This window comes from Chitinophagales bacterium (assembly GCA_020636535.1).
Classification (GTDB): Bacteria; Bacteroidota; Bacteroidia; order Chitinophagales; family JADIYW01; genus JADJSS01.
Window position 1 is genome coordinate 611,097 of the sequence record JACJXT010000011.1, and the last position, 24,324, is coordinate 635,420.

General features: G+C 32.4%; 23 protein-coding genes. 11 read left to right on the forward strand and 12 right to left on the reverse strand.

From position 1 onward, the window contains the following. Positions 1-12: 12 nt before the first annotated feature. From porV to H6553_03005, 3 genes are read left to right on the forward strand one after another with little or no spacing between them, the layout of a single operon-like run. Positions 13-1,275: a type IX secretion system outer membrane channel protein PorV gene (porV, locus tag H6553_02995; GenBank protein ID MCB9032780.1), complete on the forward strand. Its 1,263-nt coding sequence runs from the start codon at positions 13-15 to the stop codon at positions 1,273-1,275. Positions 1,276-1,286: 11 nt separating this feature from the next. Further along, positions 1,287-2,270: a hypothetical protein gene (locus H6553_03000; protein ID MCB9032781.1), complete on the forward strand. Its 984-nt coding sequence runs from the start codon at positions 1,287-1,289 to the stop codon at positions 2,268-2,270. Between the two features lie 39 nt (positions 2,271-2,309). Beyond that, a complete protein-coding gene (locus H6553_03005) occupies positions 2,310-3,098 on the forward strand; it encodes a tetratricopeptide repeat protein (protein MCB9032782.1) in 789 nt (262 codons plus the stop codon). A 107-nt stretch (positions 3,099-3,205) separates the two neighbouring features. Here H6553_03005 and H6553_03010 read toward each other — a convergent pair whose 3' ends face one another. After that, positions 3,206-3,499 carry a type II toxin-antitoxin system RelE/ParE family toxin gene (locus H6553_03010; GenBank protein ID MCB9032783.1) on the reverse strand — a complete coding sequence of 98 codons (294 nt, stop codon included), beginning with the start codon at positions 3,497-3,499 and terminating at the stop codon, positions 3,206-3,208. Continuing rightward, the gene (locus H6553_03015) at positions 3,496-3,711 is read right to left on the reverse strand and encodes a hypothetical protein (protein ID MCB9032784.1); all 216 of its coding nucleotides are present in this window, start codon (positions 3,709-3,711) and stop codon (positions 3,496-3,498) included. Before H6553_03015 ends, H6553_03010 begins: the two co-directional genes overlap by 4 nt. 343 nt (positions 3,712-4,054) lie before the next feature. On the opposite strand from H6553_03015, the gene H6553_03020 reads away from it, so the two are divergent. From H6553_03020 to H6553_03045, 6 genes are all read left to right on the forward strand, one after another. Next, positions 4,055-4,507: a hypothetical protein gene (locus H6553_03020; protein MCB9032785.1), complete on the forward strand. Its 453-nt coding sequence runs from the start codon at positions 4,055-4,057 to the stop codon at positions 4,505-4,507. Between the two features lie 183 nt (positions 4,508-4,690). Then, the gene (locus H6553_03025; protein MCB9032786.1) at positions 4,691-5,878 is read left to right on the forward strand and encodes a VWA domain-containing protein; all 1,188 of its coding nucleotides are present in this window, start codon (positions 4,691-4,693) and stop codon (positions 5,876-5,878) included. A gap of 726 nt (positions 5,879-6,604) precedes the next feature. Further along, entirely contained in the window at positions 6,605-6,973 is a 369-nt protein-coding gene (locus tag H6553_03030; GenBank protein MCB9032787.1) for a hypothetical protein, read from the forward strand. Positions 6,974-7,044: 71 nt separating this feature from the next. After that, positions 7,045-7,896 carry a MoxR family ATPase gene (locus H6553_03035; protein MCB9032788.1) on the forward strand — a complete coding sequence of 284 codons (852 nt, stop codon included), beginning with the start codon at positions 7,045-7,047 and terminating at the stop codon, positions 7,894-7,896. Positions 7,897-7,907: 11 nt separating this feature from the next. Then, positions 7,908-9,587, forward strand: a complete 1,680-nt coding sequence (ilvD, locus tag H6553_03040; GenBank protein MCB9032789.1) for a dihydroxy-acid dehydratase — start codon at positions 7,908-7,910, stop codon at positions 9,585-9,587. Between the two features lie 129 nt (positions 9,588-9,716). Then, the gene (locus tag H6553_03045; protein MCB9032790.1) at positions 9,717-10,700 is read left to right on the forward strand and encodes a transposase; all 984 of its coding nucleotides are present in this window, start codon (positions 9,717-9,719) and stop codon (positions 10,698-10,700) included. A gap of 405 nt (positions 10,701-11,105) precedes the next feature. Here the strand turns inward: H6553_03045 and serC are convergent, their stop codons facing one another. From serC to H6553_03065, 4 genes are all read right to left on the reverse strand, one after another. After that, on the reverse strand, positions 11,106-12,173 hold the full coding sequence (gene serC / locus H6553_03050; GenBank protein ID MCB9032791.1) for a 3-phosphoserine/phosphohydroxythreonine transaminase: 1,068 nt from the start codon (positions 12,171-12,173) through the stop codon (positions 11,106-11,108). A gap of 238 nt (positions 12,174-12,411) precedes the next feature. After that, a complete protein-coding gene (gene rimO / locus H6553_03055) occupies positions 12,412-13,725 on the reverse strand; it encodes a 30S ribosomal protein S12 methylthiotransferase RimO (protein ID MCB9032792.1) in 1,314 nt (437 codons plus the stop codon). 218 nt (positions 13,726-13,943) lie between these two features. Then, positions 13,944-14,276, reverse strand: a complete 333-nt coding sequence (locus H6553_03060; GenBank protein ID MCB9032793.1) for a 2Fe-2S iron-sulfur cluster binding domain-containing protein — start codon at positions 14,274-14,276, stop codon at positions 13,944-13,946. 9 nt (positions 14,277-14,285) lie between these two features. Next, positions 14,286-15,287, reverse strand: coding sequence for an NAD(P)/FAD-dependent oxidoreductase (locus H6553_03065; GenBank protein MCB9032794.1), 1,002 nt, complete (start codon positions 15,285-15,287; stop codon positions 14,286-14,288). Between the two features lie 770 nt (positions 15,288-16,057). Here H6553_03065 and H6553_03070 point away from each other — a divergent pair. After that, positions 16,058-16,432, forward strand: coding sequence for a DNA primase (locus tag H6553_03070; protein ID MCB9032795.1), 375 nt, complete (start codon positions 16,058-16,060; stop codon positions 16,430-16,432). 244 nt (positions 16,433-16,676) lie between these two features. Here H6553_03070 and H6553_03075 read toward each other — a convergent pair whose 3' ends face one another. Continuing rightward, positions 16,677-17,171 (reverse strand): thermonuclease family protein, encoded by a 495-nt coding sequence (locus H6553_03075; GenBank protein MCB9032796.1) that lies wholly within the window; start codon positions 17,169-17,171, stop codon positions 16,677-16,679. Between the two features lie 83 nt (positions 17,172-17,254). On the opposite strand from H6553_03075, the gene H6553_03080 reads away from it, so the two are divergent. Continuing rightward, entirely contained in the window at positions 17,255-18,058 is an 804-nt protein-coding gene (locus H6553_03080) for a hypothetical protein (protein ID MCB9032797.1), read from the forward strand. A gap of 151 nt (positions 18,059-18,209) precedes the next feature. Here the strand turns inward: H6553_03080 and H6553_03085 are convergent, their stop codons facing one another. The 5 genes from H6553_03085 to H6553_03105 all read right to left on the reverse strand — a co-directional run bounded on the left by H6553_03085 (position 18,210) and on the right by H6553_03105 (position 24,324). Continuing rightward, entirely contained in the window at positions 18,210-18,830 is a 621-nt protein-coding gene (locus H6553_03085) for a hypothetical protein (GenBank protein ID MCB9032798.1), read from the reverse strand. 928 nt (positions 18,831-19,758) lie between these two features. Further along, positions 19,759-19,947: a hypothetical protein gene (locus H6553_03090; protein MCB9032799.1), complete on the reverse strand. Its 189-nt coding sequence runs from the start codon at positions 19,945-19,947 to the stop codon at positions 19,759-19,761. Positions 19,948-19,968: 21 nt separating this feature from the next. Further along, positions 19,969-21,042 carry a serine/threonine protein kinase gene (locus H6553_03095; protein MCB9032800.1) on the reverse strand — a complete coding sequence of 358 codons (1,074 nt, stop codon included), beginning with the start codon at positions 21,040-21,042 and terminating at the stop codon, positions 19,969-19,971. Between the two features lie 9 nt (positions 21,043-21,051). Continuing rightward, positions 21,052-21,519: a hypothetical protein gene (locus tag H6553_03100; protein MCB9032801.1), complete on the reverse strand. Its 468-nt coding sequence runs from the start codon at positions 21,517-21,519 to the stop codon at positions 21,052-21,054. 9 nt (positions 21,520-21,528) lie between these two features. After that, positions 21,529-24,324: a PHP domain-containing protein gene (locus tag H6553_03105; protein MCB9032802.1), complete on the reverse strand. Its 2,796-nt coding sequence runs from the start codon at positions 24,322-24,324 to the stop codon at positions 21,529-21,531.

Genomic DNA, 24,324 nt, shown 5'->3' on the forward strand with positions numbered 1-24,324 from the left:
TATAATAGAGATATGAAAAAACGCTTTTTTATTCAACTAACAGCAGTTCTAGTGTTGTTAATGTCTGCTAATTCCTTGTTGGCACAACAAGTTACCGTACCTGTAAACAGTGCAGTACCTTTCCTCAGAATAATTCCAGATGCAAGAGGTTCTGCATTAGGCGATGTTGGTATCGCTACTTCTGTAGATCCAAATGCAAGTTTTTATAATGCTTCTAAATTAGCATTCTCACCAAGAAAATTTGGTATTTCCTTATCCTATGCACCATGGTTAAGAAGTTTAGGAATTACCGACATTTACTTAGCACATTTTACTGGCTTTTATAAATTCTCAAAAACAGATGTAGTAAACCTATCTATGAAGTTTTTTAGCTTAGGCGATATTACTTTTACCGATTTCGCAGGAAACGAAATTGGTCAAGGAAGTCCAAGAGAATTAGCTTTAGATGCTGGTTATGCAAGACGATTAGGGAAGAATTTTTCTTTAGGTGTTAACTTTAGATATATCTACTCTAATTTAGCAAAAGGACAAAGTGTAGGTATCGAGCCAATAACTGCTGGTCACGCTTTTGGAGCAGACATAAGTACTACTTTCAATAAAAGTTTTACCATGGGTAAAAAAGATATGAAAGCCAATATCATGACAGGTGTTGCCATTACCAATATCGGAACAAAAATAGCGTATACAAAAAGTAGTCCAGAAAAAGATTATATACCTACCAATTTTGGTTCAGGCATTGGCTTTAGAATACAACCTAACAAATATCACGAAATAGGTATTTATGGTGATATTAATAAACTACTAGTACCAACACCAACAGGAGAAGATGCTGATAGCAATAGAATTCCAGACTATAAAGAAAAGTCTTCATTCTCTGGTATGTTTACTTCTTTGTTTGATGCACCAGGCGGATTTAAAGAAGAAATGAGAGAATGGACATTAGGCGTTGGTGCAGAATATTGGTACGATCACTTATTTGCAGTAAGAGCAGGTTATTTTGTAGAAGCCAAAGACAAAGGTAACAGAAGATTTGTTGCTACAGGCGTAGGTGTAAAATATAGTGTATTTGGGTTAGACTTCTCTTATTTGATACCAACAAGTTCGCAAAGAAATCCGTTAGACAATACCTTTAGATTTACTTTAAAATTTGATTTTGCTAAACTAGGAGGCAATATAGACGATGGCGATTTACAAGACATTAATCCAGATGCAGACACCGTAGATAAGTCTACCAGAAAAAAGCAAAAGAAAGGAAAAGCAAGCACTGAGGAATAAAAGCTAAACATATGGCTTGTAATTATAGCAACGATTACCTTTTTGGATTTAATGGCATGGAACGCGATGATGAAATAAAAGGTCAAGGAAACTCCTACGACTTCGGTGCTAGAATTTATGACTCTAGGTTAGGTAAATTTATGAGTATCGATCCACTTACTAGTAAATATCCATATTATTCACCATATTTATTTGCAGGAAACAAACCAATAATGGCAATTGATAATGAAGGTAAGGAAGAAAATTATTTAAATGCTGTAAAGAATAGTGTAGAAAAAAGTGCAGCACTACAACAATTTAAACAAGATTCGCCAAATAAGGGTGTGCCTCATGCACCTGAAAATAGTAATTTTGATTTAAATCTGTCTTTTGGTTCAGATTTTAATAAGTCACTTGTTAAATCAGCAAACATAGAATACAATCCGAGCACAGGTAATGTATCGAGTTCTGCTTCATTTACTAATAAGCCAGAAATTGGTATAAAACAAGATTTGACAACAATTAATTTTGGAGTAAAGAGTTCGGCACCACCAGTAGTAAAAAAACAAGAACTTCCTCCATTGCCAATGTATGCTAACCAAACAGATGCTTTAAGCATATATAAAATACCACCGCCTGTAGAATTGTCATCAAATAATGCAAAAACAACAAGTACTTCTTTTGATGTTATACTTGCATCATCTTCGGAGTCGGTTACAACAATAAAAGAGATTGTGTATCCTAAGCAGTATTCAGGTGCACCTTATGCCAATGCTCCGGTTGGTCCTAAAGCAATACTAAATACATACCAAATCACGCAAACGGAAAGTAGTGTAGGAGCTGGTGTTTTTAGTATTGGTTATGGTACTTATGATGTAGTGAAGAATGGAGGGAATATTGGTAGTTGGGATAGAGGTAGCTTTAGTTTGGGTTTAGACAAAGGAGTGGGTGGTAAGAAAAGCCCATTTAAAGCTGGTGCTAGCGGTACTGTAAGAACTAATTATATCAAGAAGTAAAAATTATTTATGAGGATATATGCAATAGCATTTTATTGTTTGTTATGTCTTAATTCTTGTGCGAAAGACTATGTTAAAGAGGCACAAATAGCATATAACAATAAGAATTATCAACAAGTTATAGAGATAGCCAATAAAGGATTGGCAAAAAAAGAAAATAAAGAGCTCTTAAGTTTAAGAGGGTTATCCTATTTTGAATTAAAATATTTTAAACAAGCATCTGAAGATTTAAATAAAGTAATAATTGCAGGTTCAGGCAGTCTAGAAGTATTGGAAAAATCAGTACAAGTAAATCTTTACCTAGATAGAAACGACTTGGCTGTATTAGGATACAAAGAATTATTAAAAGGTTATCCTTTAAATGAAGAATATTACTATCACAGAGCAGAAGCATATACAAACTTAGGAGAGTATAATAAAGCGATGGAAGATTTAGATAAAGCAATTAGTATAGATAGCAATTATCTACAAGCAATTAATCAAAAAGGTATTGTGTATCAAAACTTAAGAAAATTTGATAGTGCAATAATTTATTTTTCTAAAGCTATCAATTTTAACAAGACTAATGATCCAGAAGTTTTATTTTTTAATAGAGGCGTATCTTTTCTTGAATTAAATAAATTTAAAGAAGCAAAAAATGATTTTAATTACTCTATTAAACTTAATAGTAATATTGGCATAGTTTTTTACAATAGAGCCATAGTAAATTCATATTTAGGCGAAAAAGATAGTTGTTGTAAAGATTTAGAACAAGCTATGGCTTTGGGGTATAAAGATATAGATATAGCTTTGTTAGATTACTGCAATAAAAATCCGTTAAAGAATTAATTTATATTTCCAAAGCTGGCGAGCTTTCATAGCTCACGGCAATGTACACAGCCCAGCAATCTCCAAGAAGCATCTACTATAAAAGGTTGGTAAAGTTGTGTGTGTTTTTATCTGCTCGTAAAATCACTAGGTTTAGTATAAGCACAAATAACAGCTAAAACATAAACAATTTGTTTGTTCTCGTCAATACGGTAATGAATGTGGTAAGGAAACTGCTTTAGCAAAATAGTTCTAACATCTTTGTACTTAACAGGACAAGCATAAGGTCGTTGAGCAATAAATGTTTTAGCATTTTTAACTTTATCCAAAAACTGTTTAGCAAGCGTAGCATTTATATCTTTGTAATAAGCAACAGCATCATACATATCCTGCTTAACAAAAGGGTTGTTTCTCAACTTCATAAAGAGCGTTCTATCTCATCAAGTAAATCATCAAAATCAGTTACATCATCAGGGTTTTGTTCCAAGTATTCCAATCTTTCATCAATAATAGGTTTATGCCAATCAGGAATATCAACATCTTTACGAGGCAGTTTAATAATATTCAAAAGCTCTAAATCTTGTAAAAGATGAATAGCATTATCATTAAGCAATTCAATAGTTATAGTTTTCATATAAAATAATTTATAATTGTTATTGTGTATTGTTTCTAAAAATAAAGTTATTAATACAAATATAGCTTATTAGCTACAAATATGCATTCTTTCTTCTTCGTCCTAGGGCGATGTTATCACCGTCCACAACAATTTCTTTTCTATCAGAGTTATTCCAAGAAAATGTTGAATAGTAACACACACGAATAAATTATTACCAATTATAGTATAAAAAATAATATTTTTTATTACCTTTAGATTGATAAACATAACTATTTCTCTAGTAATGTAAGTTATAAGTTTGTATTAATTATTTATAGCTAAGATTATTTAAAGTCATAGTTAGAATAATAGTAATTTTAATATGAATATATTTAGAGGTAATTTTTTCGGAATTGTTTGTACATTAATTTCATTATTTTCTTTGCCATTAATTTTGAGAACTTACCAAAGTTTTATATATCTATTAATATTTCCAACCTCAAAAATTATGGGTACTACAAGTAATATAACATATGGAAGTGACTCAGAAGGAAAGATTGTTTATTATAATATTAATTATGAATATAAAAAAGAAATAAAGACAGTAAATATAAGCAGTAGTATAGGGTTGGATACTTATAAATTAATAGTAGGAGATAGTATTAAACTTATCGTATCAGATATAAATCCTAATATAGCAGCACCAGTTAATGGCAGTGCTTTTTATACTAAATTTTTAAATGTATTGCTCTTCCTGTTTATGAATTATATATCTATTATATTTATTATAAGAATTATAAAAGAAATAAAAAATAAAATAACCATCAATCACTAAGAACAGCAATGTCTAAGAAGTGTTTACTATAAAAGGTTTGTATTCCCGTGGCGTCAGAAGTTACCTTCTGGCATTTTTTATCCAGCCATTTCCAATAAAACCGTACCATAAAATATCCAATATCCAAACAGTATAATAATTTGTTGAAATGGTTATTGCTAATTTTTTACTTAAATTTAGTGCATGTTTCTAGATTTCTATTTACAACTCAAAGAAGAAGGACTACCAGTAAGCATTACAGAGTACCTTAATGTACTAGAAGCATTGCAACAACGAGTAGTACAATTTGATGTTGATGAATTTTACTATTTAACCAAAACCATACTCATTAAACACGAACAATATCTTGATAGATTTGATATTATCTTCGGCAATTACTTTCACAATATTGCTATTGACGATGCACTAGAACAAAAAACAATTCCAAAAGATTGGCTCGACAAACAAATCAATAGACTGTTTACCGATGAAGAAAAAGCCATGATTGAAAAATTGGGTGGACTAGAAGCACTAATGAAACGCTTCGAAGAAATTTATAACAAGCAAAAAGAAAAACACGAAGGTGGCAACACTTGGATTGGCACTGGCGGAACTTCTCCTTTTGGTCATGGTGGCTTTCATTCAGAAGGTATTAAAATTGGCGGACAAGGAAGTGGACAAGGCAATGCGGTAAAAGTGTGGGACAAAAGAGAGTTTCAAAATTATGCTTCGGATGTAGAACTCAACACCAGAAATATTAAAATGGCGTTGAAGCAACTACGCATTTTAACTCGCGAAGGCATTGAAGATGAACTCGACTTACATACTACCATCGAAAAAACTTGTAAAAATGCAGGATATTTAGATATTCAAATGCAGGCATCTAAAAGAAATAAAGTAAAAGTACTCTTGTTTTTTGATGTTGGTGGTTCGATGGATCCACACATAGAAGTTTGCGAGCAATTGTTTTCTGCTGCAAAATCCGAGTTTAAACATTTAGAGTTCTACTATTTTCACAATTGTTTGTACGAACGAATTTGGAAAGACAACTATCTACGCTACGATGATAAAATTCCAACTTTCGATGTTATTCATAAATTCAACAAAGACTATAGAATTATTTTTGTAGGAGATGCTACCATGTCGCCTTACGAAATTACACATCAAGGTGGAAGTGTAGAGCACTACAACGATGAAAGTGGTGCAGTTTGGCTACAACGAATGATAGACAAATTTCCAAATGCTGTTTGGTTAAATCCATCTAATGAATATTATTGGGACGGAATTCCATCACTACAAATAATAAAACAAATATTTAAAGATAGAATGTTTTCGCTAACACTCGAAGGATTAGCAGATGCCATGAAAGCACTCCGAAAAAATAAAAAATAATTTACTCCATCAGTGTCACTCGAAGAGGACACTGTATGTTATATTTATAACTTGAGTTCGGTTTTAAAAATACTAAAAAATATTATAATTATATAATTTATATTATATTAGTTTTATGTTTTAGTAACTGAATAAGTGCGTAGCACTTCAACCTTATTAGAAATGATAGAAAATTTATAAAATACAGCGTAGCTGTATCACCTTTAAGATCTATTTAAATCTAAGTTTTTCTCCACCAGCATCACTCTGTATGTTATGCTAAAACACTTATAAATACGCTTGTTAAACCCAAATTACGCATTAGAAGTTTTAACTCTTCATCTTTTTTCTCCATCAGTGTCACTCGAAGAGGACACTGTATGTTATATTTATAACCTGAGTTCGGTTTTAAAAATACTAAAAAAAATATTATAAGTATTTAATTTATATTATATTAGTTTTATGTTTTAGTAGCTGAATAAGTGCGTAGCACTTCAACCTTATTAGAAATGATAGAAAATTTATAAAATACAGCGTAGCTGTATCACCTTTAAGATCTATTTAAATCTAAGTTTTTTTCCACCAGCATCACTCTGTATGTTATGCTAAAACACTTATAAATAAGCTCATTGAAAATTATCTTTAGATATTGAATTTTTCAAAACAATAATCATAGCAAAACAATAAAAAATAAGTACATACAACCTTTTGTAACTTTTTACTATCTTTGATGTAAATTCTAACAGAATGAAAAAATTATTAATCATAGTAATGCTTGCAGCTTCTGTAGTAGTATTTGCTGCAAGCAATGCAAAAAAGTTTTACGCAGGAGTTGTTTGTTATAAATCTGTTGATGGGAACCAAACAGCTCAGTACACAGAAATTAAAGAGTTCAATGTTCAAAGTCAAGATGTTTTGGCAAAAAGAGCACAGTTAAAAGCCAGTCAAGCATTTAACGATATCAATCAAGATGAAGAAATGAAAGTGTACTACTTTGTTAATCCAAGCAAAACAGTAGTAGAAAACTTAATGAATAAAAAACTAGAAGAAGTAAAAGCTATCGTCGGAGAAAACAATGTAACTCAAATTTCTAACTATACTGTTCCAAACGATTAATAAAATCATAACTTAAAATAAGTTGCCATCTGTTCTTTCAGATGGCATTTTTTTTTATCTTCAAACAGCAAATGAAACAAGAATTTAAAGGTACCGAAAATTACATTGCTACAAACGAACTTCAAGTAGCAGTAAATGCAGCCATTAGTTTAGAAAAACCATTGTTGATAAAAGGTGAACCTGGCACAGGTAAAACGCTGTTGGCATTTGAAGTTGCTAAGGCACTCAATAAAAAAATATATTCGTGGCATATTAAATCAACTACTACAGCACAACAAGGTTTGTACGAGTATGATGCTGTAGCTCGATTAAGAGATTCTCAGTTTGGCGACACTAAAGTCAATGAGATAGAAAATTATATCATTAAAGGTAGTATGTGGCAAGCATTCGAAGCAGAAGAGCAAGCTGTCCTTTTAATTGATGAAATTGATAAAGCAGATATTGAATTTCCAAACGACTTATTACTAGAGTTAGATAAAATGGAATTTTTTGTATATGAATTACAAAAAAACATTAAAGCGAAAAAACGACCTATTGTAATTATTACTTCAAACAACGAAAAAGAATTACCAGATGCTTTTCTAAGAAGATGTTTTTTTCATTATATCCGTTTTCCAGACAGAGCTACAATGATAGATATTATCAATGTACATTTTAATAATTTAGAAGAAGATTTAATGCAAGAAGCACTTAAATTATTTTATGGTTTAAGAGACATCAACGGATTAAAAAAGAAACCATCCACTAGCGAATTGGTAGATTGGATTAGATTATTAAAATTAGGAAGTCTAAATAAAACAGATTTAGAAAAAGTAGATTACTTAGAAAATGATCCACCTTATTTTGGTTCATTATTAAAAAATGAGCAAGACTACGATTTACTTAAACAAATAAAAAGAGCCAATACATTTAGAAAATTTTAAAATATATTATTGTGAGCGAATTAAATAAGTACAGCAAAACCATAACGCAAGATCCAACACAACCAGCTGCTCAAGCAATGTTGCATGCCATTGGACTTACAGACGATGATTTGAAAAAACCACAAGTAGGCATTGCTTCTACAGGTTGGGATGGAAATCCTTGTAATATGCATTTAAACGGATTGGCGGCTGGATTAAAAGGCAAAGTCAATCAATTGGGTTTAGTAGGTTTAAATTTTTATACTATTGGTGTAAGCGACGGAATTTCTATGGGAACTTCTGGTATGCGTTATTCGTTGGTATCAAGAGAAGTTATTGCAGATTCTATTGAAACCAATGCAGGTGCTCAGTTCTACGATGCTATTATTTCTATTGCAGGTTGCGATAAAAATATGCCTGGTGTTATTATGGGCATGGCTCGTTTAAATCGTCCTTCTCTAATGGTCTATGGTGGAACTATTGCTGCTGGAATTCATCATGGTAAAAAAATAGATGTCGTTTCTGCTTTTGAAGCACTCGGACAAAAATTTGCCAATAAAATTTCTGAAGAAGAATATAAAGAAGTCATACATAAAGCTTGTCCTGGTGCTGGTGCTTGTGGTGGTATGTACACAGCAAATACTATGGCATCTGCTATAGAAACGCTAGGAATGAGTTTACCTTATTCTGCTAGTAATCCTGCGGTAAGCGAAGAGAAAAAAGCAGAACTACAACAAGCTGCTGATGCTATTAAATTATTGATTGAAAAAGACATCAAACCTAGTGATATTATGACGAAAAAGGCATTTGAAAATGCTTTTAGAATGGTTACAGTTTTAGGTGGAAGCACCAATGCAGTCATGCACTTAATTGCTATGGCAAAAACAATTGGTGTCGATTTATCGTTAGAGGATTTTATTAGATTGTCTGAATCTACGCCTATGTTGGCAGATTTTAGACCAAGCGGACAGTATGTAATGGAAGATTTACACAAAATTGGTGGTGTTCCTGCAGTTACAAAATTATTGTTGAAACACGGTTTATTACACGGCGATTGTTTAACAGTTACTGGTAAAACACTAGCAGAAAATGTAGCCAATTTACCAGACTTAGCTGAAGGTCAGGATTTAATTCATCCATTAGATAATCCAATTAAAAAAACAGGACATATAAGAATTTTGTTTGGCAACTTAGCAACAGAAGGTGCCGTAGCAAAAATTACAGGCAAAGAAGGTGAGAAATTTGAAGGTACAGCCAAATGCTACGATACAGAACAACAAGCGATAGATGCTATGCAAAGAGGCGAAATTAAAGCAGGTAATGTAGTCGTTATTCGTTTTGTTGGGCCAAAAGGTGCACCAGGAATGCCAGAAATGTTAAAGCCAACTTCGGTTTTAATGGGCGAAGGATTAGGAAAAGAAGTCGCTTTAATTACAGATGGTAGATTTAGTGGTGGTTCGCACGGATTTGTAGTAGGTCATGTTACACCAGAAGCACAAAACGGTGGCAATATAGCTTTAGTTCAAGATGGTGATACTATTGTAATAGATGCAGTAAATAATACCATTGATGTTTTAGTGAGCGATGAAGAACTACAGAACAGAAGAAAAGCATGGCAAGCACCACCATTAAAAGTAAAACGCGGTATTTTATACAAATATGCAAAAACAGTATCCTCAGCATCACAAGGTTGCGTTACCGATGAGTTCTGAGCGAAACGCAGTGTAGCGAAGAATCTTTTTTAATATTGAGGCATAATACTGAAAAATAGTTGGTGTATTGTATCAAGAGTACTATAAATAAAGGTTAAACTAGATATTTTATGAAATGTATTTCATAAAATATTTTCTTTGTTAAAAAATGGCAAAAAAAAGCGATGTTGGAGCTGTAGTAGTTTAGATGTAATATGCTGGGGCAAACAACAAAACAAGCAAAGATTTAAGTGTAAAAACTGTGGCATATTATTCACAAGGAATAGACCAGAACAAAAAATAAAGAACCGATTCATATGGTTCAAGAAATGGATAATAGAAAGACAAACCTACAACACATTATGTAGAGATAGTGGTTATTCAAAAGACACCTTACAAAGAACCTTTTATAAAATTTTAGAGCGTTCGCCCACGGTTAAAATCATAAAAAGAGAACAAGTTAATCTTAGAGTGGACGGTACTTATTTTGCACAGTTCTGTTTAATAGCTTATCAAGATAATCTTGATGGCTATACACAACTTATCCGTTTTTCAGATGGAGAGCATTTTGAAGAGATTAAGGAAGATTTAAGTAATTTAATACACTTAGGCATTAAATTAGAAAGTATTACCTCAGATGGTGCTAAAAGTATATTAAAAGCAATTAAACATACTGACAGTAATATAGTTATACAAAGATGCTTGGTACATATTCAACGAATGTGCTTACTATGGCTTACTAAATACCCTAAACACATAGCAGGACAAGAACTTAGAAAACATATTTTGCTATTACTCAAAATAGAAACACAGAATGATAAAATATGGTGGACAAGAGAGTTAAAGCTATGGTATGAAAGACACAAAGACTATCTTAATGAAAAGACTATTAACTTAGAAACTAGAAGGTATTGGTATACTCATAAACTACTAAGAAGATCCTACTTCTCAATAAAAAGAGCATTGCCTAATATGTTTCACTATTTAGAAAATCCAAAAATACCAAGAACAACAAATGGAATTGAAGGTTATTTTAGCCATCTAAAAAATCATCTTGATTTGCACAGAGGTTTGACTTTAAAAAATAGAATAAATTTCATCAAATGGTATGTGTATTTATCTAATGAAAAATAGAGTTTTTTTAGCCATCAAGTATACCAAAAAATGAAAAAGGTTGATAGTTATCTATCAACCCATTTTTTGTATATACATTAATCCTATTGCTAAAAAGTTGGTCTCCACCAGTGCTTTTATCCTCTTCAGATTAACTGGAGAAAGCTAAACATTATTTTTGTCAAATGCACCAACTATTTTTCAGTACATTACCAATATTGAGTAACTATATCGTGTAGTAAGAATTTTCTGTTTATTTATCCTATTGAGCGTAGTGTAACGAAGCGAAGCATCTAGTTATTGCTGAACTTGCCTGTCTCCGAACAGGTAGGTTTCAGCATCTGTAAGTAAGTATAATAAATAATATAGTAGCATCTCTAAACCATGCTGAACTTATTTCAGTATCTACACAGAAGGAAATATAGGTTACAATGATTTTTCAAACGCTTGCATGGCATCTACTAGTACAGCTACACTTTCTATTGGCAATGCATTGTAACACGATGCTCTAAATCCGCCTACTGTTCTATAACCTTTAATTCCATGAATATTATAAGATTCTACAAAACTTAAAAACTGTTTTTCTACACTTTCATTAATTGCAGTAAATGTAATATTCATTCTGCTTCTGTCTTGTACAACTGCATGTCCGTTAAACAGTGGATTTCTATCTATTTCTTGATACAATAAAGTAGCTTTAGCAATATTTCGTTTTTCCATTTCAGATAATCCACCTAAGTTTTTTAACCATCTTAGTGTAAGCAAGCAAGTATAAATAGCAAAAACTGGTGGTGTATTGTACAACGAGTTATTCTTAGCAAAGGTATCGTAATCGAAAATGGTAGCTTTAACTCTTGGTTGATATTGTAGCAAATCTTTGCGAATAATAACCATAGTTACACCAGCACTTCCTAGGTTTTTTTGAGCTCCAGCGTAAATCAAACCATATTTATTAATGTCGATTGGTCTACTAAAAATGTCAGAACTCATGTCGGCAACTAAAGGAATGTCTACAGATAAGTCTTCTAGAATTTCAGTTCCGTAAATGGTATTATTTGTAGTGATATGGAAGTAATTTGCTTCTTTATTTATGGTATAATTTTTTGGAATATAATTATACACTTTATCTTTGCTACTTGCTACTACATTTATATTTCCAAATAAAGCTGCTTCTTTAATTGATTTTGAAGACCAAACGCCTGTGTCTAAATAACATGCTGTTTGATTTTCTGCTAGTAAATTATAAGGTACTAGCGTAAATTGCATATTGGCTCCACCTTGCATCAGCAATACTTCATAATCATTAGAAATATTGAGTAGTTCTCTAATTAATTGTAGTGTTTCTTCTAATATATCGTCAAATATTTTACTACGATGCGATATTTCTAATAGCGACAAACCACTGTTGTTGATTTCTATACACGCTTGTGCTGCTTGTTGAAATACTTCATCTGGTAGTATTGATGGTCCTGCTCCAAAATTGTGTTTTTTCATAATTTATATTTTTTAATTTATAACACTTTGTTGTATTTAAGCGTCCTCTTACGAGAGACGCTTTGGGAAAGAAAAAAACAAATTCCAAAATCAGTTTGGAATAAATCAAGTGCAAAAATCTAGTCGAATTTAGTTATTCCAATAATAGTTGTGAACAAACTTGGTTTAATTGATTATTAAAGTTTTTGAAATTAAAATATCCAATACTATTATCTATAAATATATTATAAAATTATTATTATTTAACTACTGTGCCATATAAATCAAAATCAGTAGCATCGTCTATGATTACAGTACAAAAATCGCCTACTCTACAATAATTGTTTTTAGCTTCAATCAATACTTCATTATCCACTTCTGGTGAGTCGTATTCTGTTCTTCCTATAAAATAATCGCCTTCTATACTATCAATTAAAACTTTATAGCGTTTACCAATCTTCTCTTGATTTTTTTCGTAGGAAATATCTTGTTGAATTTGCATTAACATGGCTACTCGTTCTTCTTTTACTTCGTCTGGAATATTGTCTTCCAATTCGTAAGCACTTGTACCTTCTTCGTGCGAATATTGAAAAACACCTAATCGCTCAAATTGCATTTCTTTTACAAAATGGCACAAATCTTCAAAATCTGCTTCGCTTTCATTTGGATAACCAACCAACATCGTAGTACGAATAGCAATATCTGGAATAGCTGTTCTTATTTCTTGAATGAGTGCTTTAGTTTCTGCTTGTGTAATTTGTCGTTGCATAGACTTTAGTACATTGTCGTTAGCATGTTGTAATGGAATATCTAAGTAATGACACACTTTACTACAATTTTTTATGGCATCAATTACATCTAAAGGAAATTTAGAAGGATAAGCATAATGCAAACGAATCCATTCAATACCATCAACTTCATTTAATTGATACAATAAATCTGCCAATGCTCTTTTTTTATAGATGTCTAAACCGTAGTAAGTTAATTCTTGAGCAATTAACATAATTTCTTTTACACCTTGCTTGGCTAAATTTTTGGCTTCTGCAATTAGGTCTTCTATGGTTTTAGATACATGATTGCCACGCATAATTGGAATGGCACAAAAAGAACATGTTCTATTACAACCTTCTGCAATTTTTAAATAAGTGTAGTGATTTGGTGTAGTTAAAACTCTTTCTCCAAGTAATTCGTGTTTATAATCGGCATTAAATTTTGCTAAGATATTTGGTAATTCTAAAGTACCAAAAAAATCGTCTACTTCTGGAAATTCTACTTTTAATTCGTCTTTATATCGATGCGATAAGCAACCAGTTACATATAGTTTATCAATGTTGCCATGTTTTTTAGCTTCGGTATATTCAAGTATGGTATTGATAGATTCTTCTTTGGCTCTGTCTATAAATCCACAAGTATTAATAATAATAATATTGGCATCGTCTTCTTCAGCTTGATGTGTAGTATCAATTTCGTTGTGTTGTAACTGTGCAATCAGTACTTCAGAATCGACCAAGTTTTTAGAACAACCTAAGGTTATTACATTGACTTTATCTTTTTTGTGCGATTTGGTTTTCATTAATTACGCAAAGCTACGCATCTATTTTTTAAATTTGATTATTACAACATTATTACTAATGGCATTTGATAAAGTTAGTATCAATACATTATATATATGAATTTAATATAAACTATGATGGCAAGAGAGCAACTTACTTCAAAGTAGAATGGATTCTATATATTTTAATTCCTAAAGATAAAATGCAAAAGGAATAATATATTATAGTTAAAAAATAACTATACCAACTCTTCTTGTGGCAATCTAAATTTTAGTCCGTTTATTTGTTCTGAAATTTTAATTTGACAAGACAACCTACAGTTTCCTGTGTTACATGGAAGTGTATCTAAAATACACAATTCGTCATCGGTTGCTTCAAAAAGATTAATTTCTTCGTTATTGAGTACTTCTACTCTACAAGTAGCACAAAGGGCCATTCCGCCACAAATTGCTTCTATTGGATAACCTTCTCCTTTAAGAATTTCCATTAAACTCAACTCTATACCTAAAGGAATTTCGATTGGTTTAAACTCGAAGTTTTCGTCTTGAACAAATACAGTTATACTCTCCATAATTATAAATTAAAAAGCATTTACACCATTTACGGTGGTGTATTTTAAAGTTGGTTTTTTTCCGCTTATCATTTCAGAGGCACTATGACACATCAATGCTGCTTCATGAAATCCGCATAAAATTAATTTTAATTTGCCATCGTAAGTATTAATATCGCCAATAGCATAAATTCCTTTTATGTTAGTACTATAATCTCTAGTATCTACAAGAATGGCATTTTTATCAATATTTAAACCCCAATTAGCAATTGGTCCTAGTTTTGGACTTAAACCAAACAATGCTAAAAAGTGATGTACTTCTTTGTCGGTAACTTCTCCATCTTTATTGGTGATAGATACTCGTTCTAAAGCATCGTTTCCGTGTAAGTGAGTAACATTTGAGTTTAATACCATATTGATTTTTCCATCTTCTGCTAGTTGTTTACATTTATCTACGCTATCTGGTGCACCTCTAAAGGTTTCGCCACGATGTACTAAAGTCAACTCTTCTGCAATATCTGCTAGAAACATCGTCCAATCCAAAGCACTATCACCACCACCAGCAATTACAATTTTCTTATTTCTAAATTTCTCAGGATCAAGCACCATATACTCAATACCTTTATTTTCATAATCATTAATATTTGAAATAGCAGGTTTTCTTGGCTCAAACACACCTAGTCCACCAGCAATACAAATTATTTTAGCATGTATTTTAGAACCTACATGTGTTGTTAGTATAAATGATTCATCTTCTTGTTTATCTATGCTTTCTACTCTTTCGCCTAGTGTAAATGTTGGATCAAATGGTTTTGCTTGTTCCATTAAATTGTCTACCAACTCTTGTGCTAAAACTGTAGGAAAACCTGGTATATCATAAATGGGTTTTTTAGGATAAATTTCGGAAAGCTGACCGCCTGGTTGTGGTAAATAATCTACTAAATGGCATCTCATTTTTAACAATCCTGCTTCAAAAACTGTAAATAAACCAACTGGTCCAGCACCTATAATGCAAATATCTGTTTCTATCATAATTTAAAAATTGTACTAAAATATTAATTCCTATGAATTTATAATGTTATTACTTCTTTAACTTATGGTTTAATGGATTAATTTGCTTGTGATTTTTTTTTGAAAAAAGATTTTTTTTTTGAAAAAGATTTGCATATTTGTTGAGTAAATCTCTGTTTATGATTTCTAAAATAATCAAGTCCATTTTTTCAGATTCCAAATCAAAAAAAGCAGATGCGAAGAAGAAATCAGAGAAAGTGGAAAAACCAACGCCAGTTGCAAAAAAGAAAAGTAGTACTACTGCATCTAAGCCAGTGAAAAAAGTGGCAAATAAGAAAGCTACTACAACTACCAAAACAGCTAGTAAATCTACGGCTACAAAAACAACCGCTAAAACACCTAAGAAAAAGGAAGTAGCTGCTACGCCTAAAAAAGCTACAGCAAAAAAATCAGTACAAGAAAAAACAGTAAAAGCTACACCTAAGAAACCAACTGTGGTTACGCCTAAAAAAGTGGCTAGTAAAAAAATGGAAACAGCTAAAGCTCCTAGCAAATCTACGGCTACAAAAACAACTACAAAAACACCTAAGAAAAAAGAAGTAACTGCTACTCCTAAAAAAGTGATAAGTAAGAAAGCTGTTGAAACAAAAAAAGCAGATAATAAAAAAACCGAAACACAGACTAAATCAAAAACAATAAATAAAACTGAGTCTACAAAAACTCAAGCAACGAAACAAAACGAAACAATAGTACAAAAAAACGCAACAATAGAAAGTAAAAACAATCCGCCAGTGAAGAAAAAAATTATTGTAGATTACAAGAATGTACCAGATGAGGTACTACAAGCTTTGTCGGAAAAATATCCGTTTGGTTATAACAAAGCAATTATTAAGTTTGTAAATGCTAAAAAAGAGTTAGTCTCTGCTGTACCAATAGAAGTGAATGATATTTCTTATTTGGTTAAAGTTAGCTCTCAGTTACAAAAAATGGTAGATAATATTGAAGAAGATGACAGCGATGATGATTTTGATGATGTAGTGAGTAAAGAAATTCCATCTGGTGTTGGCAATGACTTTGATGATTTTGACCAAGAAGATGATAGCAGTAGCAATAGTTATGATGATGACTATGATGATGCTGATGAAGAAGATGAAGACGACGAGTAATCTAAGATTCTTCCTAAATAAAAAGATATTAAGTTTTTCATTTTTGGTTTGGGTATGCTAAGTCCATCATATTAGTGTATTCTTTAAAGCTCATTTGCTTAACTTTTGAATTTAGAATACTACTTTACTTTCCGATACAAAAAGTAACTTAACTTGATAATCAATAAGTTATGGATATTGGGCAACAAATAGGCAACAAAATCTGTAAAATTGGTGGCAAATAAGAGAAAATGCCTTTGTTGAATTAGAACCTATCTACGAGCAAATATAAGCCTTTTTTCTTTGTTTTAGCCCTCAAATTCAATTCTTGATACTTTGGTAGTTCGGAACAATAAAGTTTATCATAAGGCTTTGCAAAGCCGTTCTTGACCATTATTTCGTTTAAGGTGTTGCCGTTAGGCAATACCACATAAGCCAAAGTTCTGCCGTATGGGTCTTGCTCGTTGCCTACTTCTTGAATTAATGTAATCCGCTTTCCAATCTTTGCCTTAGTTCTCAAAAACTCATAAGACTGGTGTGCAAGCTCCATCAAGAAACGTCCTGATAAATGAGTTTCTCTTTCGTCCTGCTTTAGTTTTTTGCAAGGGGTCAACTCTGGTGCATCAATGCCATAAAAACGTATTTCTTCCTCTTTATTTGAGATTATATTCTTTGCGATTATACCGTCACCATCTACAACTTTTACTATTTCGTAGTTGGTTTTGATTGTGGTCTGACCCCTTACATCTAATTGCTTCATATTGCACTATTTAAGTAATTGATAAACAGCTATTTATGGCGTAAATTTACAATAAATTTTCAACATATAAATAGCGTATCATTATGGCAAGACAAACAGGTCTCGTTCGATACTCTGGCACAATGGGCGGAGTACGACATTTCAAAATTAAAGGACTGCAAGGCGACTTTGCAGGATTATCAGGTGGTCCATCTGCTGAACAAATTGCAACTGATCCAGCTTTCCAAAGAACTCGTGAAAATATGAACGAATTTGGCGGAAGTGCAATTGCAGGTAAATCCTTAAGAACAAGTATTGCAGGTTTAATCCGTAATAATGGCGATAGCCAAGTTACTGGAAGGATTACCGCAATAATGAAAAAAATCAATCTGGAAGATGGTTCAGAAGCCAGAGGTCGAAGAGCAATTTTAGTAACTGTTGCTCCTCAATACTTAGATGGTTTTGAGTTTAACAAGTACACTGCTTTCAATGGTGCTTTTAACGCTCCTTATACCATTACTCCAACTGCTGCGAGGGATAGTTCAACTTTAGATATTGCTTCGTTTAATCCTTTGGATAGAATGTATATTCCTGCTGGTGCTACTCATTTCAAAATCATCAATGCTATTGCTGTATTGTCGGATTTTGAATATAACAGTACGACTGGAGTTTATGAGCCAAAAGACGGTACTACAAACGGCTTAACAGATGTGCAAGATTCAGGGTATCTCCCTGTAAATGCTGTAACTAGTGCGATTAGTGTTGTAAGTACTTTACCGGGTTCTCCTACTATTTCTGCGGATGTGTCGGTTGTTAATGTGTTGGCTGTGGAATTTTATCAGGAAGTAAACTCAAACTACTACTTATTTGCTCAAGGTAATGCAATGAAAGTAGCCAAGATATTCTAATTCTTCATCAGTGGATTAGATGATTTCGGAAAATCGGGAAAGCCTGCTCATATCGAGTGGGCTTTTTTCGTTTGCACCTTTTTTCCTATAATGGTTAAATAAGGTTTAAATAAGTGTAACTAAACCATAAGACAACCATAGGAAAGGTTTTTTATCTCCTTTTGATGTATCGGTAAAAAATAGCCCTTTTAGCATCATTGATAAGTAGCAAAGTTTCTTTGTATTTTTTCTCTTGCTGCTCTAAAATTTCTAATGCCTTTACTGACTTATTGAAGCCTTTTAAATCGTTTTTGGCTTGCTCTAATCCGTTATTTATGGCTTGTTTGCAATCGCCAATGGTAATGAATGGGATAACAGAACCTTTTAAAAAATATTCAAAGGATTTTGCCTTCCATAAGCCGAAACAAAGCGAGTAAAAAAACTGCTTTTCTTCTTCAGTTTTGGCGGTTAAAACAAAGCAATTAGGGCAAGGCTCTGAAAGTGGTTTTCCGCTGTTGTTTCCTTTGCATAGGATGTAGAAATGTGGTTCGTTTATTTGAGCTTTTGGGCTGTACGTTTTAAGTGAGAATTTTGCCATTTTGAGATGATTTTGTTTGCTCCCGAAATCCCCTCTGACAAAAAATTTTTTGACAAAGAAAAAAACGAAAAAAAAAGAAAGCCATCTCATCAGGTGGTGGAGATTGGACAAGCAAGGTTTTTGAGAAAAAAATACTACCCGATAGGGTGGAGATTTTTTTTTCAAAACCCGTAGGGCTTGACCTTGATGGGCCAATTGTAACCACCTACTTTTGCTGCCTTTTTTATTCTTTTTTGTTAAAATATCTCTTATAATTCTAATCTTAATTGATGCACCTTATTTTCAATTCCAATGGGGTAAACACTACCAGAAAAAAAATAAACTATACCTTATTTGTGCGTTGGCTTGTGCGTGGCAAGTGTAGTAACTGAACGGAATGGAACGATTGCGTGGGTGTGGAATGGAGCAATACTGTATGCTTTTGCAGGGTTGCAAACTTTGCAATCTTTACATTTCTGCAAAGTTTATTGTGTTGGGGAAAGCATACGGATTGCGTAATGGAATAGTGCGTTGGGTATCGTGGAATGGAGAGAAGGCACTACTCTTGCTGGCAAATTAGGCTTTAGTGGGTGCTATGTAGAGAAACGGAATAGTACCTACTAAAAGCCGATACTAAACAACATAGTTTATTTTTTTTCTGACCGCTGAAAGGGTGGTGGGGAATTGTGGTTCTTAGGGTGGGTGCGGCTGGTTAAAACACGGCTCTGGACTGATAAGGACAGCTATGGTGCTGGATACTTAACATAATGTTATTATAGGACAGACTGTGCGGTTGGGTGCTTGCACAAGCAGGGGAAAAGGCTGTACTATAATGCCACATTATGTTAATGTAGCTTCCGACATTTTTAATACTGGCATAAGCGAAATGGTGGTGGTGGTTGGAATGTAGCGGCTTTTTGTTTGGGGTGTGTGGGTTGGCAACAGCTCTTTGCTTTTTTAGTTTTTACCGCTAAAGAAATAAATGCTTTAAACAAAAAAGCAATGTGCTGTATAGCGTTGGCAACAGCCCACACAAAAAGTATGACAGTTTAAAAATGGCGGCAGTACCATAGTATGCACTGAAGCGTTGGCATTGTGCGGTGGGAGTGCATAAGCCGTGTTTTGTGCGGTGGCTGGGTGGGTCTTATTTCTTCTTACCTTGTTCGGTAAAAATATGATAGCCATTACCTAAATCAGTTGATTTTAATACTTTGGCTGAATCGAAAGATTTGGGAAGTTTTACTTTAGCAGAATACACGCTTCCTTTAATCAAATTAGAGTTTTCCTCTCTTGATTTTAAAGGTGTATTGTTATATGTTAACTGCTTTGGCATCATCTTAATAGCTAACGATAATTAGATCGAATTATTGTTTAATGCTTTCTTAACAAGCGAATAAGCATCTTCAAATGTAGTGCTTTTTACGCAATAATCCTTTATCTGACGTTCCTTTGCACTCAATAAGCCTTTTTTGGTAGTTTTTAATTCAGCTGTTTTATCATCCTTACCTATTATAGAAATATTATACTCTTTATCGTCTTTTACACATTGCCAAGTGCAACCATTCTCTAATGGAATCATTTGCCAGTTGTGAGATATTTCAATTTTAGCAAGGTCATTTAAAAAATCTAATACGTTTTGATAACGATGCTCAGGATTGGGTTGTAAAGCTGTTCGAATATAATTTCTAAGGGTTTGCGGAATATGATGTAAATATGCACTTCTATCAGGAAACTTACCTTCAAAAATTGCTTTCAAGAATTTGTTTTCATCAATTGTACCCTCTTTAGTTGCAAATTTATTCAGTTGGCTTTTAAAAAAGGCATTACCATTACATAAGCGATATACTGTTAAACCAGCTTGAAAAATATCGCTGTGATGGCTTATTTCATTTGATTGGATTGTTTCGGGTGCTCTATGAAAATGATAAAACTTATCAATCAAGGTTAAGCCATCTTCATTTAGGTAACGGGCTAAACCAAAATCAGTAAGGATTGCATCATTACTATCAGATACTAAAATGTTTGTCGGTTTAATATCGCAATGCAATAATCGTTTTGAATGAATATGATGTAAGCCACTTAAAAAATCAATACTGTATTTAACTATTTCGCCAACTGTGAGAGGTCTTTGATCTATTATGCTGTTCAATGAGCCTTTTTGAAACAAAGGCATTGTAATGTAAATATAATCTTCATCTTGACAGGAATACTGAATTGGTGCGATATTGGGATGGTTTGAGCTATACAACATCTTTGCTTCATCAAAGAATAAAGAATCGTCCTTGAAATCAGATTTGTTTATTTTCTTAACTACTATTTCAGTGTCTAACTGGTTGTCGTGAGCAATATGAACGGTTGAGTTTTTACCTTCCTGACCTATATCTTTTAATATTTTGAAGTGTAATGATGTTTGGGTATAATCAAGCATAAATTTGTATTATAAAGTTATTGAAGCAAAACCTACTAATATTGATTCTCTATGTTCTTTTGAAAATAATTTCCAATCAGTAATATTATTATAATCTTGCGAGCCATCAATTAACAAACCAATTGCACCATCATTACCAATACCTAATTTGGAAGCAATAGACCCTTTTACACCAGTAAAATAGTACTCTACATTGCTGCTTGCTATTAATTCTTGAATGACTGCTTCTAACATTATTCTAAATAAGTCAGGGGACTGGGCATTGTTTTCAGTAATACGTATTCCAGCACGAACTACATTATACTCTTTGAATATATCTAATAAAGTCTTTCTTATATATTTTAGCTTATTAGGAATGTCAAATGACTTAGGGATAATCAATTCTTGATTAACCAATGAAAATGAATCATCTTCTTTTAACTCTATAATGGTATAAAAAACCTTATGCGGTGTACATCTTAATCCTGCTGCAATCATATTTTTTATTTACGAGAATATTGTTTTATAGCGTTCTGACCTTAGTTGAAATGCTTTTTCGCTTCCTTCCATTACATCACAAATTTCTTTCTTAATGGCACTGTTTTCTACTGTTCCTGAATGAAGGACTTTAATGTCTGTTGTTGTTGAATCCATTGAAAGAATGTACTCAGCATCACCATTTACAGGAATATTGGCATTGTGTGTAACAACTATTATTTGTCTTTTCTCCTTTGCTTTCTTTAAGCCCTTTACAACTAAATCATAAACTAATCTATTGTCAAGGTCATCTTCGGGTTGGTCGAGCAATAGAGGTTCATCTCCAAAAGAAAGTAGAAATGTTAGAATAGCTGCTGTTTTTTGACCAGCTGATGCTGTTGACAAAGGCTTAAATACTGATGATCCTTCGGGTTTATATTTTACAATAATATCATCCTCTGGCATAAAGATTTCAATATTATCTATTTGACTTGGGCTTAATTTTTTCAGGGCATTTTTGAAAAATCCGTGAAAATGTTCAGATGAAGTATCGCTATAATGAGCATCTAAAAGTGCCTTTTTAGCAATTAGTATTTTATCCTCAACAACACCAGTAAAACATAATGTTTTTAGTTTTTCAATATCATCACCAAAGGAAGATTCATTGCTAATTATTGACCTTAACTGACTTTCAAAATCATCTCTATTTCTAAAGCCCTTTATTTCTATTTTCAAGTAAGGGTCTTTAATATTATTATTAATAAAAGTGGAACGTGTTTCTGTTATCTCCTTACAAACGGATACATATTCCTTTAAAAGTAAATTACATTTGTTATGTATTTCTTTCATTTCTGTCTCCGTATCATTAATAACTTGAAGCTCTTTCTGTTTTACTGCTACTTTTGATGAAAGTTCTTCATATTGAGTAAGTGATGCTATCTCTGTTTCTGAAAGACTTTTTTTCTTGTTTTCAATTTCTTGATTAAGAATGTTTAATGCTTTCTGCCAATCCGATTTTTGAATGTAATCTTTAAAGGATGCTTTTATACCTGCTACCGTTTCTATTATTTTATCAAGTTCTTTTTCTTGTAGCTCAACCAAAGAAGAAGTGGCGGTAATCAAGCCTTCTAATTCAGTTTTATGTTCAGGTTGTATATTTTCTGTTTCGATTTCGTTAAGTGAAAAGTCAATTTTAACGTTATCTAATGCTAATTTTAAAGCATCAAGATTTTCAATAAATTTGGTTAAAGACCTATTATCTTCTATAAATAAATCTTTACTTTTTATAGTTGAAGTTATACCTGATTTATCAATCGCCTTTAAAGTATTGTTGATGTCTTCTAAATCTGTTTTGATTTTAGTTTTATTACTGATTGAGGCTTGTTTTGTTCTAAAACTGGTTCTTGCTTCCAAAAACTCATTTTTAATTCTATTTTTTTTATCAAAAAACACTTGCATTGATGGAATAGCGTTATCAATCCTTTCACGTAAAGCATTTGGATTTTTTGCTATCTCGTAAATTTGTTTTTGTGAGTACTGCTCAAATTCAAATATTTCTAAAAGGTACTTATCATCATCTTTTACTAAAGCCCAAGAACCATCAATCCATTTAAAGACTTCTATAAATTGGCTTGAAGCGGAAATTATTTTACTTGCTACGATTTTATATAGTACTTCTTTACGGACTATTTCTATTTCAACAACAGATGTATCAAGGTCGAAAACACCTATCGTTTCTTTTTTGTGAGATGTATCTGCTTTTTTATAAAATAAGTTTTGCTCCTTTAAAAGGTCTTCAAAATCTGCAAGATTTACTCCTCTATTGAAAACCCCTCTAATGAACCTTAAAATACTCGATTTACCGCTACCTCTACCACCTATTATTGTATTTAGTTGCGGATTAAAGTCAATTTCTAAATCTTGCTTTTTGGTTAATTCAGTACCCTTTACTTTAAGGCTTTTAAACCAAATATCGGGTTGCTTATTAGGGTCGGTTTCTTTAATATCAAAATCATTTATTACCCTATGTTCAGGAAGTAGAAATGCTTGTCTTAAACCCTCCAATGATGGTGTTTCATCCATTTTTATCCAAGTGAAACGAGAGCCAATACCCCAAAGACCGTGTTTAGAATCGCCTGCTTTATGAGGGTTATCCGAAAATGTTAAGATAGATATATTTTTTTCTTTGGCTAAATCGACTGGTTTTTTCCAAGCATTTATATCAATGGTACTCTTAGTATTACCGTAATAGCTAACTAATTGACTGTGAAAATCAGCAGGAACTTCATTTTCATAAAAAGCCTTATGAACTACTTGAACTGCTGTAATATCAGAACGCTCATAAAAATCAATTAAATTTTGATGACTTAAATTAAATATTCCAGAAAACTCATCTATATGGGCAGGAATAACTATGGCATTACATTTATCTCTTACAATATTTGCAACCTCCACAACTGATTTATTTGTTGAAGCCAATTGATCGCCATATACAGAATGTTCTATATCACATTTGCTTAAAAAACTTTTGATTTCTTCTTCTCCTTTAGATGGGTCAAATAAAATCAATAAATGAATTTTCGTTGAATCGCAAGTTATCTCCACTCCAGGGAATATGGTAAGCGGTTTATCTTTTGCGGCTTCTTGAATTGCTTTTATACCTAAAGGCGTATTATGGTCTGTAACTGCTACACAATGCAAACCTTGTTCAATAGCTTTATCAACCCATTGTTCGGGTGTAACTTCTCTATCAGCAAAACATTCGCTTGCTGTTGTGTGTAAATGCAGGTCGCATTTGTACCATTTTGAACCTTTAAATTCTATCAT